This is a genomic window from Halomonas sp. ND22Bw (assembly GCF_003011945.1).
GTDB lineage: Bacteria > Pseudomonadota > Gammaproteobacteria > Pseudomonadales > Halomonadaceae > Halomonas > Halomonas halophila.
In genome coordinates, this window is record NZ_PXWD01001767.1 from 1 (window position 1) to 237 (window position 237).

The 237-nt window shown below is 67.9% G+C and carries 1 protein-coding gene; it reads left to right on the forward strand.

The genetic code is table 11. The features are described 5' to 3' along the window. Positions 1-237: isocitrate/isopropylmalate family dehydrogenase (locus CVH10_RS24365; protein ID WP_219925113.1), on the forward strand; the 237-nt coding region annotated here is incomplete at both ends.

Below are 237 nucleotides of genomic sequence, written 5' to 3' on the forward strand. Positions count from 1 at the left end.
GAAGTGCGCCACCATCACCCCTGACGAAGCCCGCGTCGCCGAGTTCGGCCTGAAGAAGATGTGGAAGTCGCCGAACGGCACCATCCGCAACATCCTGGGCGGCGTGGTCTTCCGCGAGCCGAGCATCTGCTCGAACGTGCCGCGCCTGGTTCCGGGCTGGACCCAGCCGATCGTCGTCGGCCGTCACGCCTTCGGCGACCAGTACAAGGCCACCGACTTCCTGATGCCCGGCCCCGG